Genomic DNA, 18,042 nt, shown 5'->3' on the forward strand with positions numbered 1-18,042 from the left:
CGCGGCCTCGTCAGGGAGGTTTCTGAAGTGAACACGAACATGCGTCGTGCCGCTGTAGCCGTTGCCGCCACCGCGATGGCCGTCTCGCTCGCCGCCTGTGGCAGCGCCAAGGAGTCGGGCGGCGGCACCAAGTCGTCCGGCACCAGCAGCGCCAAGAAGGGCGACGACCTCAAGATCGGCCTGCTGCTCCCCGAGAACCAGACCGCGCGCTACGAGAAGTTCGACAAGCCGCTGATCGAGGCCAAGGTCAAGGAGCTGACCAACGGCAAGGGCCAGATCGTCTACGCGAACGCCAAGCAGGACGCGACGACCCAGAACCAGCAGGCCGACACGATGATCACCAACAAGGTGGACGCGCTCATCGTGGACGCGGTCGACTCCAAGGCCATCGCGGGCTCGGTCAAGAAGGCCAAGGACGCGGGCATCCCGGTCGTCGCCTTCGACCGCCTCGCCGAGGGCCCCATCGACTCCTACGTGTCCTTCGACAACGAGGAGGTCGGCCACGTGCAGGGCAAGGCCCTCCTCCAGGCCCTGGGCGACAAGGCCAAGTCCGGCGACATCGTCATGATGAACGGCGCCGTCACCGACCCGAACGCCGCGCTCTTCAAGAAGGGCGCCCACGCCGAGCTCGACGGCAAGGTGAACATCGGGAAGGAGTACGACACCAAGGAGTGGAAGCCCGAGAACGCCAACGCCAACATGGAGGCCGCGCTCTCGGCCCTCGGCAAGGACAAGGTCATCGGCGTCTACTCCGCCAACGACGGCATGGCGGGCGGCATCATCACGGCCCTCAAGGCTGCCGGTCTCGCCAAGCTCCCCCCGGTCACCGGCCAGGACGCCGAGCTCGCGGGTGTGCAGCGGATCATCACGGGCGAGCAGTACATGAGCGTCTACAAGTCCTACCCGCAGGAGGACGCCATCGCCGCCGAGATGGCGGTCAAGCTCGCCAAGGGCCAGGAGCTCGGCTCGCTCGACGCGAAGAAGGTCGACTCGCCGACCACCAAGGCCGTCCCGTCCACGATCGTCCCGGTCGTCTCCCTGACCAAGGACAACATCAACGACACCGTCATCAAGGACAAGATCTACACGATCGCCGACATCTGCACGGCCAACTACAAGGCCGCCTGCGACGCCCTCGGCCTCAAGTAGGTACCTCGCCAAGTCCCCTTCACCACGCGGGACTTGAGCCCCTTCCACTCGTCCGGCGCCCTGCGCCCGCTTCAGCCCCCGCGAGGGCGCGGGCGCCGGACGGAACGTTTCCCCCTTTCTGTTCTCTTCTGCTCGACCTCCGCGCCCCCACCCCCTCCGGGCGCGGCATCCCCGCCGGTCAGGCGGCGAAGGAGATGGTTCACGTGTCCGCTACGCCCGTGTTGGCGTTGCGCGGGGTCTCCAAGCGGTTCGGTGCCGTTCAGGCGCTCACCGACGTAGAGCTTGAGGTCCACGCCGGTGAAGTGGTCGCCCTGGTGGGCGACAACGGCGCCGGAAAGTCCACGCTGGTCAAGACGATCGCCGGCGTGCACCCCATCGATGACGGCGTCATCGAGTGGGAGGGCAAGGCCGTCCAGATCGCCAAGCCGCACGACGCCCAGAGCCTGGGCATCGCGACCGTCTACCAGGACCTCGCGCTGTGCGACAACATCGACGTCGTCGGCAACCTCTACCTCGGTCGCGAGCTCCGCAAGCGCGGCATCCTCGACGAGGTCGAGATGGAGCGCCGCTCGCGCGAGCTGCTCACCACGCTGTCGATCCGCATCCCGAGCGTGCGCATCCCGATCGCCTCCCTCTCCGGCGGCCAGCGCCAGACCGTGGCCATCGCCCGTTCGATGCTCGGCGAGCCCAAGCTCGTCATCCTCGACGAGCCGACCGCGGCCCTCGGCGTCGAGCAGACCGCGCAGGTCCTCGACCTGGTGGAGCGGCTGCGCGAGCGCGGCCACGCGGTCATCCTCATCAGCCACAACATGGCCGATGTGAAGGCCGTCGCCGACAAGGTCGCGGTGCTCCGGCTCGGCCGGAACAACGGTGTCTTCGACGTGAAGACCACCACGCAGGAAGAGATCATCTCCGCCATCACCGGGGCCACGGACAACGCCGTGACCCGCCGTGCGGCGCGCAACGCGGAGGTTCAGAAGTGAGCACCGACAAGACCTCCCCGGCCGGTCTCGGCAAGCCGGCCGCGGCCCCCGTGGACGCGCCGCCCGCCGCCGAGGCCGCCTCCACCGCCGTCGACCCCCGGCTGCTGGTGCGCGAGCAGGGCTTCGCCGGCTACGTCGGCGAACTGAAGCGCAAGGTGCGCGCCGGTGAGCTGGGCGCGCTGCCCGTCATCGTCGGCCTGATCATCATCTGCATCGTCTTCCAGAGCCTGAACGCGAACTTCCTCACGGCGGGCAACCTCTCCAACATCTCGGTCGCCATGGTCGGCACGGGCATGATCGCGGTCGGCATCGTGTTCGTGCTGCTGCTCGGCGAGATCGACCTGTCGGTCGGTTCGGTCAGCGGTGTGGCGGGCGCGTCCTTCGCGGTGCTCAGCATCCTGCACGGCACGCCCGAGTGGCTGGCGCTGGTCCTGGCCATCCTCTCGGGTACGGTCGCGGGCGCCATCCACGGCTTCATCTTCGCGCGGATCGGCGTGCCCGCCTTCGCCGTCACGCTGGCCGGTCTGCTGTTCTGGAACGGCTTCATGCTGAAGATCCTGGGCGACAACGGCACGATCAACACCAACGGTTCCGGCGTCTTCTACAACCTGTCGAACTACTACTTCAGCGATGTCGCGGTGGCCTACGGTGCCGCTGCGGTGGCCGTCGCCGTGTTCTTCCTGTCCGCGTTCTTCGACAACCGCCGCCGCGAGGCCGCGGGCGTCCCGTCGCGGCCGCTCAACGAGATCGTGCTGCGCACCGCGCTGCTCGCCATCGTGGCCTTCGCCGCGGCCTACATGTTCAACCAGTACAAGGGTCTGCCGCTGGCCGTGGTGATCTTCCTCGCGGTCCTGATCGTCACGGACTTCGTGCTCCGCCGCACCGCGTACGGCCGCAAGATCTTCGCGCTCGGCGGCAGCGTCGAGGCCTCGCGCCGGGCCGGCATCAACATCGTGATGATCCGCACCTCGGTCTACGCGATCTCGGGCACCTTCGCCGCGGTCGGCGGTCTTTTCATCGCCTCCAAGATCAGCGCGGCGAACCAGAGCGCCGGCAGCGGCGACCTGCTGATGAACGCCATCGCCGCGGCCGTCATCGGCGGCACCAGCCTCTTCGGCGGCCGCGGCCGCACCTGGAACGCGCTCCTCGGCGTGCTGGTGATCGTCTCGATCCAGTACGGCCTGGCGCTCGAAGGCGTCGCCTCGGCGATTCAGCAGATGATCACCGGCGGTGTGCTTCTGTTCACCGTGATCATCGACGCCGTCACCCGGAAGACCCAGAAGTCCGCTGGCCGCGCCTGACCTGCGCGACTACCGACGTGCCCGGTGCCCCTGAGGCGCCGGGCACGTCTGTGCGCGGCCGCGCCCGTCAGCCACACGGGTGACGCGGAACGCACCGCCCCGCGACCGCGGGCGCGGGCGGAACATTAGACTCAACGGATCGGCATGCTCGACCAGCACGGATGCAAGGAGGCACGGGTGCCGCTGCTTACCCGTATCAGGGGACCGCGCGATCTTGACCGGCTCAGCCCGGAGCAGCTCGACCAGCTGGCGGCAGAGATCCGGACCTTCCTGGTGGACGCGGTCTCCAAGACCGGCGGACACCTCGGTCCGAACCTCGGTGTGGTGGAACTGACCATCGCACTGCACCGCGTCTTCGAATCCCCGAAGGACAAGGTCCTCTGGGACACCGGACACCAGAGCTACGTCCACAAGCTCCTCACGGGGCGGCAGGACTTCTCCCGCCTGAAGATGAAGGGCGGCCTGTCCGGCTACCCGGCGCGCGGTGAGTCGGAGCACGACTTCATCGAGAACAGCCACGCCTCCACGGTCCTCGGCTGGGCCGACGGCCTCGCCAAGGCGAACGAGGTGCTGAAGAAGGACGACCACGTGGTGGCCGTCATCGGCGACGGCGCGCTGACCGGCGGCATGGCCTGGGAGGCGCTGAACAACATCGCCGCCGCCAAGGACCGCCCGCTCGTGATCGTGGTGAACGACAACGAGCGCTCCTACGCGCCGACCATCGGCGGCCTCGCCAACCACCTGGCCACCCTGCGCACCACCGACGGCTACGAGCGCTTCCTGGCCAAGGGCAAGGACCTCCTGGAGCGCACCCCGGTCGTCGGGAAGCCGCTGTACGAGACCCTGCACGGCGCCAAGAAGGGCCTGAAGGACTTCATCGCACCGCAGGGCATGTTCGAGGACCTCGGCCTGAAGTACGTCGGCCCCATCGACGGCCACGACATCGACGCCCTGGAGTCGGCCCTGCAGCGCGCCAAGCGCTTCGGCGGCCCGGTCATCGTGCACTGCCTCACCGAGAAGGGCCGCGGCTACCAGCCGGCGCTCGCGGACGAGGCCGACCGCTTCCACGCCGTCGGCAAGATCCACCCCGACACCGGTCTGCCGGTCTCGACCTCCGGTCTCGACTGGACCTCGGTGTTCGGCGAGGAGATGGTCCGGCTCGGCAAGGAGCGCGAGGACATCGTCGCGATCACCGCGGCCATGCTCCAGCCGGTCGGCCTCGACAAGTTCGCCAAGGCCTTCCCCGAGCGGGTCTACGACGTGGGCATCGCCGAGCAGCACGCCGCGGTCTCCGCCGCGGGCCTGGCCACCGGCGGCCTGCACCCGGTGTTCGCGGTGTACGCCACCTTCCTCAACCGCGCCTTCGACCAGGTCCTCATGGACGTGGCCCTGCACAAGTGCGGCGTGACCTTCGTGCTCGACCGGGCCGGAGTCACCGGCACCGACGGGGCCTCGCACAACGGCATGTGGGACATGTCGATCCTCCAGGTCGTGCCCGACCTCAGGATCGCGGCCCCGCGCGACGCCGACCAGGTGCGCGCCCAGCTGCGCGAGGCCGTCGAGGTCGACGACGCGCCGACCGTCGTGCGCTTCTCCAAGGGCGCGGTCGGCCCCGCCGTCAAGGCCGTCGGCAAGGTCGGCGGCATGGACGTGCTGCGCCAGCCGTCCTCCGACGCCGTGCGCCCGGACGTGCTCCTGGTCTCCGTCGGCGCGCTGGCGCCGATGTGCCTGGAGATCGCCGACCTCCTCGACGCGCAGGGCATCTCGACGACCGTGGTCGACCCGCGCTGGGTCAAGCCGGTCGACGAGGCCATGGCGCCGCTCGCCGAGAAGCACCGCGTCGTCGTCACGGTCGAGGACAACAGCCGCGTGGGCGGCGTCGGTTCGGCGATCAGCCAGGCGCTGCGCGACGCGGGCGTCGACGTGCCGCTGCGCGACTTCGGCATCCCGCCGCGCTTCCTCGACCACGCCTCGCGCGGCGAGGTCATGGCGGAGATCGGCCTGACCGCGCCGGACATCGCCCGTCAGGTCACCGGTCTCGTCTCCAAGCTGGACGGCCGGTTCGAGGAGAGCCGGGCCGCGGTGGAGCCCGCCCGCGACTGATCATGTGACCGCCGGGTCAACGGGCCGGACCGATCTCCCTGTACGGGTGATCGGTCCGGCCCGTTCGCGTGAATAACGGGCTCGGCCCGGTACCCGTAGCGCCAGTCCTCCCGATCATGGCGAGGACGTTGAGCTAGCGGAGGTGCACGGGTGGTCAGCAGAAGTCTGTTCCGGACCAAATCGATCGAGCAGTCAATTCAGGACACAGAGGAGCCAGAACACGCGCTCAAAAAGTCCCTGTCCACGCTCGACCTCACCGTTTTCGGGGTCGGAGTCATCATCGGCACCGGCATCTTCGTCCTCACCGGCAAGGTGGCCAAGGAGAACGCCGGGCCCGCGGTCTCCCTCGCGTTCGTGGTGGCGGGCATCGTCTGCGCGCTGGCCGCGCTCTGCTACGCCGAGTTCGCCTCGACGGTGCCGGTGGCCGGGTCCGCGTACACCTTCTCCTACGCCTCGCTCGGCGAGCTGCCGGCCTGGACCATCGGCTGGGACCTGGTGCTCGAATTCGCCCTGGGAACGGCGGTGGTGGCCGTCGGCTGGTCCGGCTACGTCCGTTCCCTGCTCGACAACGCGGGCTGGCACCTGCCCGAGGCGCTCAGCGGCCGCGACGGCGCCCACGGGTTCGGCTTCGACATCCTCGCGGCCGCCCTGGTCCTGGTGCTCACCGCCATCCTCGTCCTCGGCATGAAGCTGTCCGCCCGGGTCACCTCGGTGGTCGTCGCCGTCAAGGTGACCGTCGTCCTGATCGTGATCGTGGCGGGCGCGTTCTTCATCAAGTCCGCCCACTACTCGCCGTTCATCCCCCCGGCCCAGCCGCAGACCGCGGGCAGCGACCTCAAGGCCCCGCTCATCCAGCTGATGTCCGGCTACGCGCCCACCAACTTCGGTGTGATGGGCATCTTCACCGCGGCCTCGGTCGTCTTCTTCGCCTTCATCGGCTTCGACGTCGTGGCGACCGCCGCCGAGGAGACCAGGAACCCGCAGCGCGACATGCCGCGCGGCATCCTCGGCTCCCTCCTCATCTGCACGATCCTCTACGTCGCCGTCTCCATCGTCGTCACCGGCATGCAGCACTACACCGACCTCTCCGTCGACGCGCCGCTCGCCGACGCCTTCAAGGCCACCGGCCACCCGTTCTTCGCGGGCGTCATCAGCTTCGGCGCCGCCGTGGGCCTGACCACGGTGTGCATGATCCTGCTGCTCGGCCAGACCCGGGTGTTCTTCGCGATGAGCCGGGACGGTCTGCTGCCCCGGTTCTTCTCGCACGTCCACCCGCGGTTCCGCACCCCGCACCGGCCGACCATCCTGCTCGGCGTGATCATCGCGATCGTCGCGGGCTTCACGAGCCTCAGCGAACTCGCCGAACTGGTCAACATCGGCACCCTGTTCGCCTTCGTCGTCGTCGCGATCGGCGTCGTCATCCTGCGCCACACCCGCCCCGACCTGCCCCGCGCCTTCCGCACCCCGCTGGTGCCCTGGGTGCCCGCGGCCGCGGTGGCCGCCTCGCTGTGGCTGATGCTCAACCTGCCCGCCGAGACCTGGATCCGGTTCGGCATCTGGATGGCGATCGGCATCGTCATCTACTTCGGCTACGGCCGTCGGCACAGCCGTGTCGAGGCCCGGCCCGGTCACAACCCCCAGTAATCGGGGCCCGATTCCAGCGCGGCCCCGAATGTCCCTCCTGAACCGGGCGTACGGGGCCGCATAGGGTGACCCGCATGCTCGCCGAGCCGCCGCCCTCACTACGGACCGTGACCAGGCGCGGGCTGCCGGGCCAGCGCCGCCGCCCCTCGGACCCGCCCGCGACCGCCCCGCGCCGCTACTGGGGGCGGCTGCTCCCGGTCCTCGCCGCCCTCGCCCTGCTCACCCGCCTCCCCTCGTTCCGGCACCCGCTGTGGAACCCCGACGAGGGCTACCTCGCCGTCCAGGCGCGCCTCCTGGCGGGCGGCGGCACGCTCTACGGCACCGTCGTCGACCGCAAACCGCCCCTGCTGCCCTGGCTGTACGAGGCCGCGTTCGCGCTGTGCGGCGACGGGTCGCTCGGCCCGCTCCGCCTCGCCGCCGTCGCCGCTCAGCTGCTCACCGCCCTCGCGCTCGCGTCCACCGCCCGCCGCCGCTGGGGCGACCGCGCGGGCCGCGCCGCGGGCGTGCTCCATCTGCTCGTCTCGGTGGGACTCAACCCCGAGGACGCCCAGGCCGCCACCTTCGAGGTGTTCATGCTGCCCTTCACCGCGGCGGCCGTCCGCTGCGCGGACCGGGGCCAGTGGACCCGGGCGGGCCTCGCCGTCGCCGGGGCCTGCCTCACCAAGCAGACCGGCGGCGCGGCCCTGGCCCCCGTCCTGTGGCTGCTCTGGCAGCGGCCCGATCACCGGCGAACTTCCTTGCTGCGTACGGTTGTTGGTCTCACGCTGCCCGTCCTCGCGGTGGCCCTGCTCACCGGCCCGTCCCGCTTCCTGTTCTGGACGGTCACCGGCTCCGGGGCGTACGCCTCTTTCGCCGGATCCGAACTCCACGTCCTGCTGCGGGGGTTGACCAACACCGCCCTCTGGGCCGCGGGCTGCGCCGGACTGCTGCCGCCGGTCGTGCGGGTGCTGCGCATCGCGCGGACCGGCGCCGCCGACCTGTGGCTCTGGCTGATCGCGTCGGCGGGCGCCGTCCTGCTCGGCTGCCACTTCTTCGGCCACTACTACCTCCAGCTCATGCCGCCCCTGGTCCTGCTCGCCACCGGAGCGCTCCAGATCCTGCCGACCCACCGGCTCACCAGCGCGCTGCTCACCTCCGCCTGCGCGTGCGCCCTCTTCCTGCTGTGGGGCCTCCTCGCCCCGCGCCCGGACCTCGCCCACGCCGAGCGCCTCGCCGCCGCGGTCCAGGCCCGCACCGGCCCCGCCGACCGGGTCCTGGTGTGGGGGATACACCCCGAGACGTACTGGCTGGCCCGCCGCGCCCCGGCCAGCCGCTACCTGACGGCGGGACTGCTCACCAACTACAGCGGTGGCCGGGACGGACCCCAGGTGGGGGAGAAGTACGGGGTCGACGGCACCTGGCCGGTGTTCCGCGCCGAGCTCGCCGACCGCCCTCCGGCGCTGGTCGTCGACGACTCCCGGGGCCTTCCCTACGCCGCGGACCGGCTGCCCACCCTGCGCCGCTTCCTCGCCTCCCGGTACGAGAGGACCGCCGTCGTGGACGGCGCCGTCCTGTACGTACGCACCGACTGACCCTCCTCTCTCGCGTACGCACCGCCCGACTCTCACCCGACCGGCCGAACGGACCGGACCGGAAACCCCGCCCGCCCCGCTTGCGCCGACTGCCGAAAAGCCGCACGTCGGGACGGAAATACCAGGGGAAATCAGGGGTACTGACCAGTGTTATGGTCGGCAGAAAGTCGCTGGTTTGCTGGACCCGGACGCGTCGCGCGGATCCGGTGGGGAAAGGTGGTCGCGGACCATGGCACTGAGGTCTCGACAGGCATCGAACGGGCAGCCCGCCAGGACCGGCGGCATCGTCACCGCCCCGTCCCCCGCCACCCCGGTCGTGGCGACCGAGGACGGGCGCCCCACGGTCACCGACTGGCTCCGGCTCGGCAAGGACGGCCGGCTCTCCGCGTACGCGCCCGCCGCCGGCGGCGTGGCCCGCTGGACCGAGTCGCGGCCGGGCGGCGCGTGGAGCGGTCCCGAGCTGGTCGCGCCGGGCAAGGGCCTCCAGTCGCACCTCTCCGTCGCCCAGGGCGCCGACGGCTATGTGCACCTGACGGCGCTGCGGCACACGCCGATGGAGGACGGCGGCACCTGGGCCGAGCTCGTCCACGCCATCCAGTACCAGACGGGCCGCCCGGTCAAGAGCTGGGCCGTCGTCGGCTCCCCCTATCCGCGCCGCGACTGGGAGAAGGGCCTCAAGATGGGCCACCCCTCGGTGGGCGTGGACTCGGCGGGCAACGCCCAGATCGTGGTGCGCAACGCCTTCGGCGGCGTCTCCGCACGCGGCCAGGAGCCCTCCGGCAAGTGGGCGGGCTGGGCCGACCTCAACGGAAACGGCGCCGACCGCTCGATATCGGTGGTGGCGGGCGAGGCCGGCCGGATGGTCATCCACGCTCCGTCCAACACCGGTGTCATGCGCTTCGAACGGGCCGCCGCGGACGCCAAGTTCGAGGAGATCGAGAAGCTGGCGGCCGACCCGGAGACGGGCACCATCGGCGGTCTGGTGACCGGCGAGGGCGGCCGCATCACCTTCTTCCTGCGCGACGCCAAGTCCGGCGAGCTGCGCGCCTGGCGCGGCGACGGCCCCACCGAGCCGCTCGGCGGCCGGGGTTCGGGCCCGGTCGCGCTCCTCCGCAAGGAGATCGACGGCGTCGACTGCACCGTCCTCGCCCAGCGCGATCGCGACGGCCGCCCCTCGATAGCGGCCTACCCCAGCGAGCAGGAGGGCGCCGGGGTCACCTGGACCCCGACCGGCGAGGTCTGCGCGGGCGCCCCGGCGCTGACGCTGGACGCCGACGGCCGGATCGTGCTCGGCGTGTTCACCCCCGAGGGCGGTCTGCGGATCACCCGCCAGCGCACCGACGAGCCCGGCCTCGCCCTGGAGGCCTGGCAGCAGGTCTGACGCACCGCACGACAGGCAAGGCCCGGGACCGCGTCGCGGCCCGGGCCTTCGCACACCCCGTCCGTGGGCCCCTTCGTCCGCGGAGCGTACGGGGTCGCCCGCGCGATTACCCTGTCGCACCGTCAACAGGCTTGTGCGCCATGGCAGTCGGGCGCACGGCAGAGGCCCCGCACCGAAGTGCGGGCCCTCTGCCGTGCAACGCTGTTACGCGGGGACGCTCGCGACGCCCTGCGCCAGGAACTTCTTCCCGTTCACGCGCTCCGAGACGCCCTCGCGGTCCAGGTACGGCGTGATGCCGCCCAGGTGGAAGGGCCAGCCGGCGCCCGTGATCAGGCAGAGGTCGATGTCCTGGGCCTCGGCGACGACGCCCTCGTCCAGCATCAGACCGATCTCCTGCGCCACCGCGTCCAGGACGCGGTCACGGGTCTGCTCCTCGGTCAGGACGACGTCGCCCTGCTTGAGGAGGGCCGCGACCTCGGGGTCCAGCTCCGGCTTGCCGGAGTCGTACTTGTAGAAGCCGCGCTTGCCCGCCTTGACCACCGCGGCCAGGTTCTCGGAGACCGTGAAGCGGTCCGGGAAGGCGCGGTTGAGGGTCTCGGACACGTGCAGGCCGATGGCCGGGCCGACCAGCTCGAGCAGGACCAGCGGCGACATCGGCAGGCCGAGCGGCTCGACGGCCTTCTCGGCGACGGCGACCGGGGTGCCCTCGTCGATGACGTTCTGGATCTCGCCCATGAAGCGGGTCAGGATGCGGTTGACGACGAACGCCGGGGCGTCCTTCACCAGGACCGCGGTCTTCTTCAGCTTGCGCGCCACGCCGAACGCCGTGGCCAGCGAGACGTCGTCGGTCTGCTCGCCGCGGACGATCTCCAGGAGCGGCAGGATCGCGACCGGGTTGAAGAAGTGGAAGCCGACGACCCGCTCGGGGTGCTTCAGCTTGGACGCCATCTCGGTGACCGACAGCGAGGAGGTGTTGGTGGCGAGGATCGCGTGCGCCGGAGCGACCGCCTCGACCTCCGCGAACACCTGCTGCTTGACGCCGATCTCCTCGAAGACGGCCTCGATGATGAAGTCGGCGTCCGAGAAGCCCTCGGCCTTGTCGAGGACACCGGAGACCAGGCCCTTGAGACGGTTGGCCTTGTCCTGGTTGATCCGGGACTTCGAGAGCAGCTTGTCGATCTCGGCGTGGACGTAGCCCACACCCTTGTCGACGCGCTCCTGGTCGATGTCGGTCAGGACGACCGGCACCTCCAGACGGCGCAGGAACAGCAGGGCCAGCTGCGAGGCCATCAGGCCCGCGCCGACGACGCCGACCTTGGTGACCGGGCGCGCCAGGTTCTTGTCCGGGGCGCCGGCCGGGCGCTTGGCGCGCTTCTGCACCAGGTTGAACGCGTAGATGCCGGACCGCAGTTCGCCACCCATGATCAGGTCGGCGAGCGCGCTGTCCTCGGCGTCGAAACCGGCCTGGAGGTCGCCGTCCTTCGACGCCGCGATGATGTCGAGGGCGCGGTAGGCGGCCGGGGCGGCCCCGTGCACCTTCGAGTCGGCGATGAAGCGGCCCTTGGCGACGGCCTGGTCCCAGGCCTCGCCGCGGTCGACCTCGGGGCGCTCGACGGTGACGTCGCCCTTGAGGACGTTCGCGGTCCAGACGAGGGACTGCTCCAGGAAGTCGGCACCTTCGAAGAGGGCGTCGGCGATGCCGAGTTCGAAGACCTGCTTGCCCTTGAGCTGGCGGTTCTGGTTCAGCGAGTTCTCGATGATGACCGAGACGGCCTTGTCGGCGCCGATCAGGTTGGGGAGCAGCGTGCAGCCGCCCCAGCCCGGGACCAGGCCGAGGAAGACCTCGGGCAGCGAGAACGCGGGCAGCGCCTTGGAGACGGTGCGGTAGGTGCAGTGCAGACCGACCTCGACACCGCCGCCCATGGCCGCGCCGTTGTAGTACGCGAAGGTCGGAACGGCGAGGCCCGAGAGCCGCTTGAAGACCTCGTGGCCGCTCTTGCCGATGGCCAGGGCGTCTTCGTGGCGCTTGAGGATCTCGACGCCCTTGAGGTCGGCGCCGACCGCGAAGATGAACGGCTTGCCGGTGACACCGACGCCGACGATGGAGCCCTCGGCGGCCTCCTTCTCGACCTGGTCGATGGCGGCGTTGAGGTTCGCCAGCGAGCCGGGGCCGAAGGTGGTCGGCTTGGTGTGGTCGAAGCCGTTGTCGAGGGTGATCAGCGCGAAGCGCCCGGCGCCGTAGGGAAGTTCCAGGTGACGGACGTTCGCGGACGTCACGACCTCGTCCGGGAACAGCTCGGCCGCGCCCTTGAGAAGCTCAGCGGTGGTGGTGCTCACTTGCTGCCTCCGGCGTCCTTGTGGTGCGGGTTCTCCCAGATGACCGTGGCGCCCATGCCGAAGCCGACGCACATGGTGGTGAGGCCGTAGCGGACCTCCGGCTGCTCCTCGAACTGCCGGGCCAGCTGCGTCATCAGACGTACGCCGGAGGAGGCGAGCGGGTGACCGTAGGCGATGGCGCCGCCGTACTGGTTGACGCGCGCGTCGTCGTCGGCGATGCCGTAGTGGTCCAGGAACGCGAGGACCTGGACGGCGAACGCCTCGTTGATCTCGAAGAGGTTGATGTCCTCGATCGACAGGCCGGCCTTGGCGAGTGCCTTCTCGGTCGCCGGGATCGGGCCGTAGCCCATGACCTCGGGCTCCACGCCGGCGAAGGCGTAGGAGACGAGGCGCATCTTCACGGGGAGGTTGTTCTCCCGCGCGAACTCCTCGGACGCGATGATCGACGCGGTGGCGCCGTCGTTGAGGCCGGCCGCGTTGCCCGCGGTGACGTTGCCGTGCACGCGGAACGGCGTCTTGAGGCCGGCGAGGCTCTCCAGGGTGGTGCCCGGGCGCATCGGCTCGTCGGCGGTGACGAGACCCCAACCGGTCTCGCCCACCTCGGCGTTGGTGTTGCGCACCGAGATCGGGACCAGGTCCTGCTGGATCTTGCCGTCGGCGTACGCCTTGGCGGCCTTCTCCTGCGAGCGCACCGCGTACTCGTCGGCACGCAGCTTCGTGATCTGGGGGTAGCGGTCGTGCAGGTTCTCGGCGGTCATGCCCATGAAGAGGGCCGACTCGTCGACCAGCTTCTCGCTGACGAACCGCGGGTTCGGGTCGACGCCCTCGCCCATCGGGTGGCGGCCCATGTGCTCGACGCCACCGGCGATCACGGCGTCGTACGCGCCGAACGCGATGGAGCCCGCGACCGAGGTCACCGCGGTCAGGGCGCCCGCGCACATGCGGTCGATGGAGTAGCCGGGCACGGACTGCGGGAGGCCCGCGAGGATGCCGGCCGTGCGGCCCAGGGTCAGACCCTGGTCACCGATCTGCGTGGTGGCCGCGATGGCGACCTCGTCGATCTTCGCGGGGTCCAGGGCCGGGTTGCGGCGCAGCAGCTCGCGGATCGCCTTGACGACCAGATCGTCGGCCCGGGTCTCGTGGTAGATGCCCTTCGGGCCCGCCTTGCCGAACGGGGTGCGGACGCCGTCGACGAAGACGACGTCCCTGACGGTACGAGGCACGATGGCTCTCCTCCAGGGTGCGGGGTGGCACTGCACTGCTGCGCACGCGACTGAGCGCGCGCTCACCCGGCCCATGCTACTTACGAGTAACCAAACTGCCCAGTCCCGGGGGCGGGAGCGGCGAACGTCACACCGGGTTGTGCCCCCACCCCTGCCCCTTCCCAAAACCCTCCGGGAGCCGCGGAGCCCCCGCGGCCCCCCACCCGGGGCCCCCACCCGGGGCCCCCACCCGGGGCCCCCACCCGGGGGCTCCGCCCCCGGCCCCCCATCGCGCCTCAAGGGCGCTCGTCCTCAATCGCCGGACGGGCTGGGAAAGCCCCTGCCAGGGAGCACGCTGCTTAGGGGCGCGGGGAACTGCGCGCCCGGCCACGCACGGTCCGCAGGCGGCCGCCTGCCTCCGGGCGGGCCGGGAAGCCCGCTGCTCAGGGGGCGGGGAAGGCGCGCTCAGCCACGCACGGCCTGCACGCGGCCGCCTGCTCCCGGGAGGGCTGAGAAGCACGCTGCTTAGGGGCGCGGGGAACTGCGCGATCAGCACGCGCGGTCCGCACCCGACCGACAGACCGGCCCGCCCTCACCTCCACCCCCGGCGGGTTTCGGGAAGGGGTGGGGTGGGGCGTGAGGGGTCTGGGGCGGAGCCCCAGGACGGCGGGGTTACGCGCAGGTCAGCTGGGCGGACGCCCAGTCCGCGTGGTCCAGGCCGTTCCCGTCCCCACCGTCCCCGACGACCAGGTCGACCACCTGAGCCCCGGACACGTCCGCGGCGACCGGCACCGCCGCCCCCCGCCCCCGGAGCACCGGCGTCGACGCCACCGAACGCCCGTCCGCCAGCACGGAGAAGGTCACCGACCCGCCGCCACCCGTCTCGTCGTCCACCCCGACCGACGCCGTGAACCGGGAGCACGCCCCGCCGAGGAACACCGTCACGTCGCCGTCGGCGTGCACGCCGAGCCCCTTCGCGTAGGAGACCCCCGCGATGGACATCGGGCGCCCGTCGCCCGCCGCGTCCTCCCCGTTGGAGGTGTTGCGCTCCACCGGTCCCCACCCGTTCGTCGCGGTGAAGTCGAGATCGGCGAGGTCGTGCGGCCCGGGCCCCGGGGCCGGGGGAGGCGAGGCCACGCCCACCGCGGCGGACGCGGTGCCGCCGCGGTACCGGGCCGCCGCAGAGAGCACCGCCGACCAGGGCTGCGCCCCGCTCGCCGCCGTCACCTTCCAGGCGCGCGTCACCGTGCGCCCGGCCGGCACGTCGCCGAGCTGTTGGGTGAGCGGTGCCGAGGCCGTCCAGCCGTCGGGCAGCCGCAGGGTGAGCGAGGCGTCCCGCGCGGGGGACCGGCGCGGCGTGAAGGACGCCGTCACCTCACCCGTGGCACCGCGCGCGAGCGTGTCCGGCGCCGAGACGCGTACGTCCGCACCGGCCCGCGGGTCGCGGTTCGCCGCCGCCGACCAGCCCGGCGAGGCGATGTCCCCGTACCGCAGCGGCGTCGTGTAGTTCCCGGAAGCGTCGAGGGTGACCTTTCCGAGTCCGTCCCCGGCCGCGTCCTGGCCGATCACGGCGATGGCGACCGTGTTGTGGCCGTGGGTGCGCAGCATGCCGGGCTGGACGGGGAACGACGTCTGCGGGCCGAGGTCGTTCACGTACAGGCCGGTCATCCAGCCGTTGACGTACACCAGCGCCCGGTAGTGCTTCGCCTTGTCGTCGGAGATCGTGAGGCCCAGCGGTACGTCCTGGCCCTGCGGCAGGTCGAGGTCGAAGCCGGTGCGGTACCAGGAGACCCCGGCGGCGCCCGCCCTCCGGTCCGGCAGGGCGGTGGTGGCCCAGCCGCCGTCGGGATAGCCGGGCAGGTGCATGCCATGCCGTTCGCCGTACAGGCCACCGGTGTTGAGCGGCCCGCGGACCGGATCGACGAGGTCCTCACCGCCGAGCGCGCCCTGGAGCCGCCACCCGATCTGCTTCGCCGAGCCCACCAGCCGCACCGAGGTCAGACCGCGGGGCTGCTTGTGGCTGTCGTCGGCCGACCAGTCCTGTTCGTGCGCCATGTCGGCGGCGAGCACCGCGAGGACGTTGTCCCCGCCCGCCTTCAGGACGCCGCCGGGCACCGCGAACAGGTGCGTGGCGTCGGCGGAGCCGCCCAGGTAGGTGCCGTTCAGCCACGCCAGGTACGAACCGCCCCGGCCCGTACTGGCGTTGACCTGGATGCCGGACTCGGTACCGGCGGCCGTGAAGTGGCCCCGGTACCAGACGGACCCGGCGTGGAAGCCGTAGTCGTCCGCCGAGAGCGCCGGCCGGTCGGCGGCCCGCCAGGCCGCGTCGTCGAACCCGGGCGCCGCCTCCGGGGTCTCCCGCTGGACCTTCCAGCTTCCCAGCGCGGGAAGCGACACCGGCTTCGGGCCGTCGAGCGCGCTGCCGGAGGTGTCGAGCGCGCCGGGCGCGCCGCGTCCGTTCCAGCTGACGGAGGTCGCGGGCGTGCCCGTCAGGACGTGCAGCGAGGCGGCCTTGTCGGTGTCCCCGGTGAGCTTCAGTACGCCCTTGTCGTACGAGGCGGTCCTCAGCAGTTCCGGACCGCTCGCCAGGACGGGCCCCTGCGGGGTGTCGAGGCGCCAGTAGGTGTCGGCCGTCGCGTCGTCGGCGAGCAGGAGCAGCAGGGGAGTCGAGCCGTCGGCCGGGGTGACGAGGACCTGGGTCAGCCCGGTGTGGGTGTAGTTGAGGCGGAGGTCGCCGGTCGCCGCGTCCCAGGTCTGCCTGGCCTGTCCGGCCAGCACCTGCACGTCCGGCCGCGCCGCGTACCGCAGCACGCTCTCGCCGTCCTGCCCGTGCCGCCCGTACAGCAGCGCCACGTCCCGCGCGCCGAACGTGCCGTGCGTCATGAGCTCGGACGTGGAGTACCTCAGCCGCTGATGGTCCATCGCGTAGTCGGAGACCAGGAGCTTCGAGTCGCGGCCGTCGACGGTGAGCGCCGTGCCGGGCTCCTGCGGCACCGACGCGTATCCGCCGAGCGCGAGATGCGTGGTGTCCTTCGCCTTGTTGTTGACGTCCCTGTGGCGCACGACGGTGATCGTGGTGCCGTCCTCGGGGTTGCGCCGGTCGCGGCGCTGCACGGCCGCGTTGTCGGGGGCGCTCGCGGCCGCGCTCTCCGTCCGCGTCAGCGGCGCCACCGACTGCACCAGGTACCCGAGCCGCTTGTCCACCAGGTACTTCTCGCTGAGCCGGCGGTCCTCGCGCAGGGGCGCGCCGTAGTCGTAGGAGCTGTAGACCGCGCCGGGCGAGGGCAGCCAGCCCCAGGAGGTGCCGCCGTAGGCCATGTAGAAGTTCTGCATCGTGGCGCCCGAGGCGATGTTGTTCTCGTACGCCGCCTTCTCGAAGTCGCCGCCCGTGAGCTGCCGGCACTTGTCGAAGCCGGGGCCGCCCCAGGGGTCGAAGGAGCCGCCCTGGAATTCGGCCAGAAACAGCGGTTGGTCCTTCTTCTTCGCGCCGGACAGATCGGGCAGGGCGTGCCAGGTGTCGGGGCTGGAGCAGTTGAAGCCCTGGGGGTAGGAGTCGTGCCCGTCGATGTCGAGTTCCTTGGCGAACACGCCGTTGTGGTTGCCCGTCAGAGGCACCGTGATGCCGTCGGCGTGCGCCTTGTCGACCAGGTGCCGGATGTAGGCGTGGCCGTCGGCGGTGTCCTGGTAGTACTCGTTCTCGACCTGGTAGGCGATCACCGTGCCGGTGCCGTTGGTCAGCTGGTGGCGGGCCAGGATCGCGTCGATCTTCGACAGCCATGCGTCGGCGGCCGCCAGGTAGTCGGGGGCGGTGGTGCGGGCCTTGCCCTTCTGGGTGACCAGCCAGCCGGGGAAGCCGCCGCCGTCGGTCTCGGCGTTGATGTACGGGCCGGGGCGGGCGATGACGTAGATCCCCACCTCCCGTGCGATGTCGAGCAGCTTGTCGACGTCCCGGACGCCCGTGAAGTCGTACACGCCGGGCTTGGGGGAGTGGAAGTCCCAGTCGAAGTAGACGGAGGCGGCGTTGAACCCGCCCGCCTTCATCTTCTGCAGGACGTCCCGCCACGCGTCGGGGCTGGGCAGGCGCCAGTAGTGGAACTCGCCGGACCAGATGGAGAGCGGCTTGCCGTCGATGGTGAGGGCGTGGTCGTCGTGGCCGACGGTGTGGGCGGCGGCGGGCGCCTGCGGGCGGGCCTGGGCGGCGGGCGCGGCGGCGGTCAGGCCCGCGGCGCCCAGCGCGAGCACGGTGGCGGTCGCGAGAGCCGCCGCACGTAATGGCGTGCGCATGTCATTCCTTCCGTGGTGCGGTGCACTGAAAGAATCTGATGCGGCGCACAGCCTAAAGCTGTTCGAGGCTGTTGGATACGGTCCGGT

Annotated in this window: 10 protein-coding genes; 7 read left to right on the forward strand and 3 right to left on the reverse strand. The window is 71.2% G+C overall.

What is annotated here, in order from left to right; genetic code table 11:
• Nucleotides 1-39 precede the first annotated feature (39 nt).
• The 7 genes from AC07F3_RS31490 to AC07F3_RS31520 all read left to right on the forward strand — a co-directional run bounded on the left by AC07F3_RS31490 (nucleotide 40) and on the right by AC07F3_RS31520 (nucleotide 10,132).
• Nucleotides 40-1,149, forward strand: a complete 1,110-nt coding sequence (locus AC07F3_RS31490) for an ABC transporter substrate-binding protein (RefSeq protein WP_479117850.1) — start codon at nucleotides 40-42, stop codon at nucleotides 1,147-1,149.
• 194 nt (nucleotides 1,150-1,343) lie between these two features.
• Nucleotides 1,344-2,132 carry an ATP-binding cassette domain-containing protein gene (locus AC07F3_RS31495; protein ID WP_114039873.1) on the forward strand — a complete coding sequence of 263 codons (789 nt, stop codon included), beginning with the start codon at nucleotides 1,344-1,346 and terminating at the stop codon, nucleotides 2,130-2,132.
• Entirely contained in the window at nucleotides 2,129-3,433 is a 1,305-nt protein-coding gene (locus AC07F3_RS31500) for a sugar ABC transporter permease (protein WP_479117812.1), read from the forward strand. Before AC07F3_RS31495 ends, AC07F3_RS31500 begins: the two co-directional genes overlap by 4 nt.
• Nucleotides 3,434-3,610: 177 nt before the next feature.
• Nucleotides 3,611-5,536 carry a 1-deoxy-D-xylulose-5-phosphate synthase gene (gene dxs, locus AC07F3_RS31505; protein WP_479117813.1) on the forward strand — a complete coding sequence of 642 codons (1,926 nt, stop codon included), beginning with the start codon at nucleotides 3,611-3,613 and terminating at the stop codon, nucleotides 5,534-5,536.
• Nucleotides 5,537-5,686: 150 nt separating this feature from the next.
• Nucleotides 5,687-7,180: an amino acid permease gene (locus AC07F3_RS31510; RefSeq protein ID WP_479117814.1), complete on the forward strand. Its 1,494-nt coding sequence runs from the start codon at nucleotides 5,687-5,689 to the stop codon at nucleotides 7,178-7,180.
• 74 nt (nucleotides 7,181-7,254) lie between these two features.
• On the forward strand, nucleotides 7,255-8,751 hold the full coding sequence (locus AC07F3_RS31515) for an ArnT family glycosyltransferase (protein ID WP_479117815.1): 1,497 nt from the start codon (nucleotides 7,255-7,257) through the stop codon (nucleotides 8,749-8,751).
• Between the two features lie 229 nt (nucleotides 8,752-8,980).
• The gene (locus AC07F3_RS31520) at nucleotides 8,981-10,132 is read left to right on the forward strand and encodes a PLL family lectin (RefSeq protein ID WP_479117816.1); all 1,152 of its coding nucleotides are present in this window, start codon (nucleotides 8,981-8,983) and stop codon (nucleotides 10,130-10,132) included.
• 204 nt (nucleotides 10,133-10,336) lie between these two features.
• Here AC07F3_RS31520 and AC07F3_RS31525 read toward each other — a convergent pair whose 3' ends face one another.
• The 3 genes from AC07F3_RS31525 to AC07F3_RS31535 all read right to left on the reverse strand — a co-directional run bounded on the left by AC07F3_RS31525 (nucleotide 10,337) and on the right by AC07F3_RS31535 (nucleotide 17,955).
• Nucleotides 10,337-12,469: a 3-hydroxyacyl-CoA dehydrogenase NAD-binding domain-containing protein gene (locus AC07F3_RS31525; protein WP_479117817.1), complete on the reverse strand. Its 2,133-nt coding sequence runs from the start codon at nucleotides 12,467-12,469 to the stop codon at nucleotides 10,337-10,339.
• Entirely contained in the window at nucleotides 12,466-13,692 is a 1,227-nt protein-coding gene (locus tag AC07F3_RS31530) for a thiolase family protein (RefSeq protein ID WP_189965629.1), read from the reverse strand. Before AC07F3_RS31530 ends, AC07F3_RS31525 begins: the two co-directional genes overlap by 4 nt.
• A 651-nt stretch (nucleotides 13,693-14,343) precedes the next feature.
• Complete coding sequence (locus AC07F3_RS31535) at nucleotides 14,344-17,955, reverse strand: beta-galactosidase (protein WP_479117818.1); 3,612 nt, start codon at nucleotides 17,953-17,955, stop codon at nucleotides 14,344-14,346.
• Nucleotides 17,956-18,042 lie beyond the last annotated feature (87 nt).

This window comes from Streptomyces sp. NPDC045846 (assembly GCF_056431605.1).

Bases quoted from the DNA above. Each gene is read 5' to 3' on its own strand.
- AC07F3_RS31490 (WP_479117850.1), top strand. From the start codon at position 40: ATGCGTCGTGCCGCTGTAGCCGTTGCCGCCACCGCGATGGCCGTCTCG.
- AC07F3_RS31495 (WP_114039873.1), top strand. From the start codon at position 1,344: ATGGTTCACGTGTCCGCTACGCCCGTGTTGGCGTTGCGCGGGGTCTCC.
- AC07F3_RS31515 (WP_479117815.1), top strand. From the start codon at position 7,255: ATGCTCGCCGAGCCGCCGCCCTCACTACGGACCGTGACCAGGCGCGGG.
- AC07F3_RS31520 (WP_479117816.1), top strand. From the start codon at position 8,981: ATGGCACTGAGGTCTCGACAGGCATCGAACGGGCAGCCCGCCAGGACC.
- AC07F3_RS31535 (WP_479117818.1), bottom strand. From the start codon at position 17,955: ATGCGCACGCCATTACGTGCGGCGGCTCTCGCGACCGCCACCGTGCTC.